We start from the raw sequence: 5,387 nt of genomic DNA on the forward strand, positions 1-5,387 counted from the left end.
GACCTCCTTTACGAGGGGAAATTTCTCCTGCACTTCCTTCAACCGTTTCATGAAGTAGGCGCCCACCCTCTGACAATTCTCCAAGAGGCCCTCCTCGATTAAGGCCTTAAGGGCGGCGACTCCCGCGGCCGTGGCCAGAAAATTTCCGCCGAAGGTCGAGGCATGGTCTCCTGGACCGAAGCTCTGGGCGATCTCTTCCCTCATGAGAAGGGCGCCGATGGGCACGCCCCCTGCCAACGATTTGGCAAGGGTGAGGAGATCGGGTTTGATCCCTTCGTGTTCGTAGGCGAAGAGTTTGCCGGTCCTTCCCATGCCGACCTGCACTTCGTCTAAGATCAAAAGGACCCCCTTCTCGTCGCAGAGCTCTCTCAACCCTCTCAGATACCCTTCGGATGGGACGTTCACCCCCCCCTCCCCTTGGATCGGCTCGAGAAGCACGGCACAGGTCTTCGGCCCGATCGCCTCCCGAACCGCAGCGAGATCATCGAAGGGGACATATCGGAATCCTGGGACGAGAGGAGCATACCCTTTGTGATATTTGGCTTGGCCCGTGGCGGTCAGTGTGGCCAAGGTCCTGCCGTGGAAGGAGCGCTCCATGGTGATCACCTCATATCGGTCCTCGCCCGTCTTCTCCTTCGCATACTTTCTGGCCAGTTTGAGGGCCGCCTCGTTCGCCTCCGCCCCGCTGTTGCAGAAGAAGACCTTGTCCGCGAAAGAGTGCTCGCAGAGGAGGGAAGCCAGCTCGATCTGGGGTTGGATATAATAGAGGTTGGAGACGTGGAGTAACTTTTCGGCCTGGGTCTGGATGGCCCGGACCACCTTTGGATGGCAATGGCCTAAGTTGCAGACCGCCAGCCCTGAAAAGAAGTCGATATACTCCTTCCCCTCGAGATCCCAAATCCGGGTTCCCTTGCCCCTCACCGGAAGGATCGGAAAGCGGTTATAGGTGTGGGCGATCACCTGTTCCGAAAGTTTCATCCAGGTCTGAGAATCCATAAACACGTCCTTCCCTAAGAAATCGGCCGGCCCCTTCACCTTTCTCGTTGGGACGTTTCTCCCTCTCGGCAGATCTGGGTTCCGATTCCCACATCCGTGAAGAGTTCCAGGAGGACCGCATGTTCCACGGTTCCGTCGATGATATGGGCCTTACCGACCCCCTCGTTGAGGGCCTCGAGGCAACAGGTCACTTTCGGTATCATCCCGGCCGAGATGACCTTCTGGGCCAGCAGTTCCTTGGCCTCGGCGACGTGGAGGGTCGGAATCAACCGTCTCTGCCCGTCCAACACCCCCGCCACATCGGTCAGAAGGATCAGCTTCTCTGCCTTCAGGGCCCCTGCGATCTTCCCGGCCACCAGGTCGGCGTTGATATTGTAGGTCTCCCCTCCCTCGCCCACGCCCACGGGAGCGATCACCGGAATGAAGTTCTCTCGCTCCAGGGACTCGATCACCTCGGGATGGATGGCCTTGACTTCTCCCACCATCCCGATGTCGATGAATTCAGGCGAGGGGGTGTCTCCGGCCGGTTTCTTCAGCCTCATCTTCTGGGCCACGATCAACTTTCCGTCCTTTCCGCTAAGGCCGACCGCCTTTCCCCCCTGCTGATTGATCATGGCCACGAGCTCCTTATTGACCTTTCCCACGAGCACCATCTCTACGACGTCCATCGTCTCTGGGTCGGTCACCCTCATCCCTTCGACGAACTCCGACTTCTTCCCCAGGCGGCTGAGCATCTCGCCGATCTGAGGTCCTCCTCCATGGACCACGACGGGGTGAATGCCGATATATTTGAGCAGGACGATGTCCAGGGCAAAACTCCTCTTGAGCCCCTCCTCCTCCATCGTGCTTCCGCCATATTTAATGACGATCGTCTTGTTGGAGAACCGTCGGATATAAGGGAGGGCCTCCACCAGCACCTTGGCCTTATCGATGGGATTGTCCATGGCTTCCATCCTCTCTTCACAAAATGAACCGGCTCAAATCCTCGTCCTCCACGAATCCTTTCAGCTTCTCCCTTACGTAGCGGGCATCGATCACCATCACCTGACCGCTCATCTCGGGCGCATTGAAGGAGATCTCGTCGAGCAACTTCTCCAGGATCGTATAAAGCCTCCTCGCCCCGATGTTCTCCGTCCTTTCGTTGATCCGGGCCGCCATCTGGGCGATCTCCTCGATGGCATCCGGCTGGAATTGGAGTTTGACCGATTCGGTCTCCATCAGGGCCGTGTACTGTTTGATCAGGGCATTCTCCGGTTCCGTCAAAATTCGGACGAGATCTTCCTTCGTGAGGGGATCGAGCTCCACTCGGATCGGAAACCTCCCCTGCAGTTCCGGGATGAGATCCGAAGGTTTGGAGACATGGAAAGCGCCGGCCGCGATGAAGAGGATGTGATCGGTCTTGACCACGCCATACTTGGTCGAGACGGTAGTCCCCTCCACGATGGGCAAGAGGTCCCGTTGGACCCCTTCTCTGGAAACGTCGGGACCGTAGGTCGACTCCCTGCCCGCGATCTTGTCGATTTCATCGAGAAAGATGATCCCGGACTGCTCCACCCGTTCGATGGCCTGCTTGATCACGGCGTCCATGTCGATCAGTTTCTGGGCCTCCTCCTGGGTGAGGATCTGTAGGGCCTCGGGCACTTTCACCTTTCTCTGTTTCTTCTTTTTGGGGAAGAGATTTCCGAAGACCTCTTTGAGGTTGATATCCATCTCCTCCATCCCCGAGGCCGCAAAAATTTCCACCAGGGGGAGGTTCCGATCCACCACCTCCACCTCGACGTACCGCTCGTTCAACTTTCCGCTCCTCAGGAGTCGGCGCAGCTTCTCCCGGGTCTCTTTCGTATTCTCTCCCTCCCGGCTTTTTCGCGCAGGAGGGAACAGAAGGTCGAGGAGTCTTTCTTCGGCGATCTCCTCGGCCCTCTGTTGGACCTTCTTGGTCTCCTCGGCCTTCACCATGTTGACGGCCTGATCGGTCAGATCCCTGACCATCGATTCCACATCTCGTCCCACATACCCCACCTCAGTAAATTTCGAGGCCTCGATCTTGAGAAAGGGGGCCTGGGCCAACCTGGCCAGCCTCCGGGCGATCTCCGTCTTTCCTACGCCGGTGGGGCCGATCATGATGATGTTTTTGGGAGCGATCTCGTCCCGGAGGGGTTCGGGGATCTGTTGACGCCTCCATCGGTTCCGCAAAGCGATGGCCACCGAACGCTTGGCGTTCTTCTGGCCGATGATGTACTTGTCCAGCTCTGAAACGATCTCTCTCGGGGTGAGGGTCTGCTTCATAGCTCTTCGATCAGAATTCGGTCATTTGTATAGATGCAGATCGAGGCGGCGATCTTCATCGCCTCTTCCGCGATGGCCCTCGCATCCAGATCGGAAAACTGGGTCAAAGCCTTGGCAGCCGCGTGGGCATAGGGACCACCGCTTCCGATGGCGGTCACCCCATCGTCAGGTTCGATCACATCCCCGTTGCCGGAGATGACCAAGGACCGCTCCTGATCGGCAATGAGGAGCAGGGCCTCGAGCCGTCTCAAGACTCGGTCCGTTCTCCATTCCTTGGCCAATTCCACCGCGGCCCTCAGGAGGTTCCCGTTATACTGCTCCAGCTTCTCCTCAAATTTCGCGAAGAGGGTGAAAGCGTCTGCCGTGGCCCCGGCGAATCCTGCCAACACCTTGTCGTGGTAAAGCCTGCGAACCTTCTTGGCCGTATGCTTCATCACCGTATCGCCGAGGCTGACCTGGCCATCCCCTGCCATCACTACCTTCCCCTTGTGCCTGACGCAGAGGACGGTCGTCCCATGGGCCCGACTCGCCTGTCTCTCCCCTTTCAAAGAAGGCCTGAGCATTGTCACTTCTTCATCCCCCTGGGGTGGGTTCGGTCGTACACCTCCATCAACTTCCCTGGACTGAGGTGGATGTATTTCTGGGTGGTCGATAGGCTCGCGTGGCCCAACATCTCCTGAATCTCCCGGATATCCGCGCCCGCATCTAACAGATGAGTAGCGAAGCTATGTCTGAGGCTATGGGGGCTGATCTTCCGGAGGATTCCGGAAAGCCTGGAGTATCCCTTCACCAATCGGCCGACGCTTCGGCTCGTCAACCGCCCCCCGCGGTGGTTGATAAAAAGGGGACCTTCTTCCTCCCGGTTTCCCCTGGCTTGAAGATAGGCCTTAAGGGCCTTCAAGGCCTGTTCGCCCACGGGGACGATCCTCTCTTTTCGTCCCTTCCCCATCACTTTGACGATCCCCAGAGAGAAGTCGATATCATTGCCGTTGAGGCCCACCAACTCGCCCACCCTCATTCCGCTTGAATAGAGAAGTTCAAGGATGGCCCTGTCTCTCAAGGCTTTGATCCCTTTTTTCGGTCGGGAAGCCCCCCCTTTGAACCTCTCCGGAGATTCCACCAACTCAACCGCCTCGTCCACCGTGAGCGTCGAGGGAAGGGTCTTTTCAACCTTTGGGGTCGCCACGGCCTTGGCCGGGTTTGAGGGGGCGATCCCCTCCCTGACCAGGAAACGATAAAAGGACCGAAGGGTGGAGATCTTTCGGGCGATCGAGCTCTTTCGATGGGTCCGGTGAAGCAGGCTCAGAAACTTTCGAATGGTGATCCGATTCACCCGTCCCCAATCCACCCTGTCCCTGTCCAGAATCCCTGCCTCATGCCTTCTTATAAAATCCTCGAACTCCTCCAGATCTTTCTGATAACCTCGGCAGGTATGTGGGGAGGCGTTTTTCTCCGCGGAGAGATACTGGAGGAATTGGCGAACCCGCTCGTCTTTGGGTTGGGGAGGAGCCTCCATTCCCGGTTTCCTTTTCGTCGACATCACCCTGAAAACTGAAATTTTATTCTATAACATAGAAACCCTTCAAATCAATAGGAACCCGACCCCACCCGTTCATTTCCCCTGAGTTTTATTGAAAAACAGAGACGGGAAGCCACCGGGCCATTTTTTCATTGACATTTATGGCCATTTTTGTATAAACTCTCATTCACCATTCATTCAAAGGAAAGGGAGGTGAAAAACATGGGAGATCCAAGGGTGGCAAGGGTGACGGAAATTATCGCAGGTTCTCCAAAAGGGTTTGAGGACGCCGTAAAGATCGGGTTTGCCCGTGCGACCAAGACCCTGAGGGGAATCACAGGACTGCGGATCATCGAGTTCCGGGTCGCGGTCGAGAATTCAAAGATTGCGGAATACCGCGTCAGAATGGAAGTGATCTTCGTCCTCGAAACCTGAGAAAAGGGGGGTCCCGGAGAGGCCCTATTCCTCTTTCGACGAAATCGGTCCGGAGGGATAGGGCCTTCGCCTTTGCCCCAAACTCCTTTTTTCAAGACCTTCTTGTACCGCTCTCAACAATTCGGCCGGTTCCACGGTGGCCGTCCCCACC

Annotated in this window: 6 protein-coding genes; 1 reads left to right on the forward strand and 5 read right to left on the reverse strand. The window is 56.9% G+C overall.

Features of this window, described 5'->3' with window-relative positions; genetic code table 11:
• From N3G78_14560 to N3G78_14580, 5 genes are all read right to left on the reverse strand, one after another.
• Positions 1-996 (reverse strand): aspartate aminotransferase family protein (locus N3G78_14560; protein ID MCX8119137.1); only part of this gene is annotated, 996 nt, incomplete at its 3' end.
• Positions 997-1,031: 35 nt separating this feature from the next.
• The gene (gene argB / locus N3G78_14565) at positions 1,032-1,940 is read right to left on the reverse strand and encodes an acetylglutamate kinase (GenBank protein MCX8119138.1); all 909 of its coding nucleotides are present in this window, start codon (positions 1,938-1,940) and stop codon (positions 1,032-1,034) included.
• Between the two features lie 16 nt (positions 1,941-1,956).
• Positions 1,957-3,282 (reverse strand): ATP-dependent protease ATPase subunit HslU, encoded by a 1,326-nt coding sequence (gene hslU, locus N3G78_14570; protein MCX8119139.1) that lies wholly within the window; start codon positions 3,280-3,282, stop codon positions 1,957-1,959.
• Positions 3,279-3,845: an ATP-dependent protease subunit HslV gene (hslV, locus tag N3G78_14575; protein MCX8119140.1), complete on the reverse strand. Its 567-nt coding sequence runs from the start codon at positions 3,843-3,845 to the stop codon at positions 3,279-3,281. Before hslV ends, hslU begins: the two co-directional genes overlap by 4 nt.
• A 2-nt stretch (positions 3,846-3,847) precedes the next feature.
• A complete protein-coding gene (locus tag N3G78_14580; GenBank protein MCX8119141.1) occupies positions 3,848-4,822 on the reverse strand; it encodes a tyrosine recombinase XerC in 975 nt (324 codons plus the stop codon).
• A gap of 201 nt (positions 4,823-5,023) precedes the next feature.
• On the opposite strand from N3G78_14580, the gene N3G78_14585 reads away from it, so the two are divergent.
• Positions 5,024-5,236 (forward strand): dodecin family protein, encoded by a 213-nt coding sequence (locus tag N3G78_14585; protein ID MCX8119142.1) that lies wholly within the window; start codon positions 5,024-5,026, stop codon positions 5,234-5,236.
• Positions 5,237-5,387: the final 151 nt, after the last annotated feature.

It is taken from the genome of Thermodesulfobacteriota bacterium, from assembly GCA_026415035.1.
In the GTDB taxonomy this organism is placed as follows: Bacteria; Desulfobacterota; BSN033; order BSN033; family UBA1163; genus RBG-16-49-23.

What these genes read in the sequence shown, in the direction of transcription:
- argB (MCX8119138.1), bottom strand. Translation starts at nt 1,940, where the DNA reads ATGGACAATCCCATCGATAAGGCCAAGGTGCTGGTGGAGGCCCTCCCT.
- hslU (MCX8119139.1), bottom strand. Translation starts at nt 3,282, where the DNA reads ATGAAGCAGACCCTCACCCCGAGAGAGATCGTTTCAGAGCTGGACAAG.
- hslV (MCX8119140.1), bottom strand. Translation starts at nt 3,845, where the DNA reads ATGCTCAGGCCTTCTTTGAAAGGGGAGAGACAGGCGAGTCGGGCCCAT.
- N3G78_14580 (MCX8119141.1), bottom strand. Translation starts at nt 4,822, where the DNA reads ATGTCGACGAAAAGGAAACCGGGAATGGAGGCTCCTCCCCAACCCAAA.
- N3G78_14585 (MCX8119142.1), top strand. Translation starts at nt 5,024, where the DNA reads ATGGGAGATCCAAGGGTGGCAAGGGTGACGGAAATTATCGCAGGTTCT.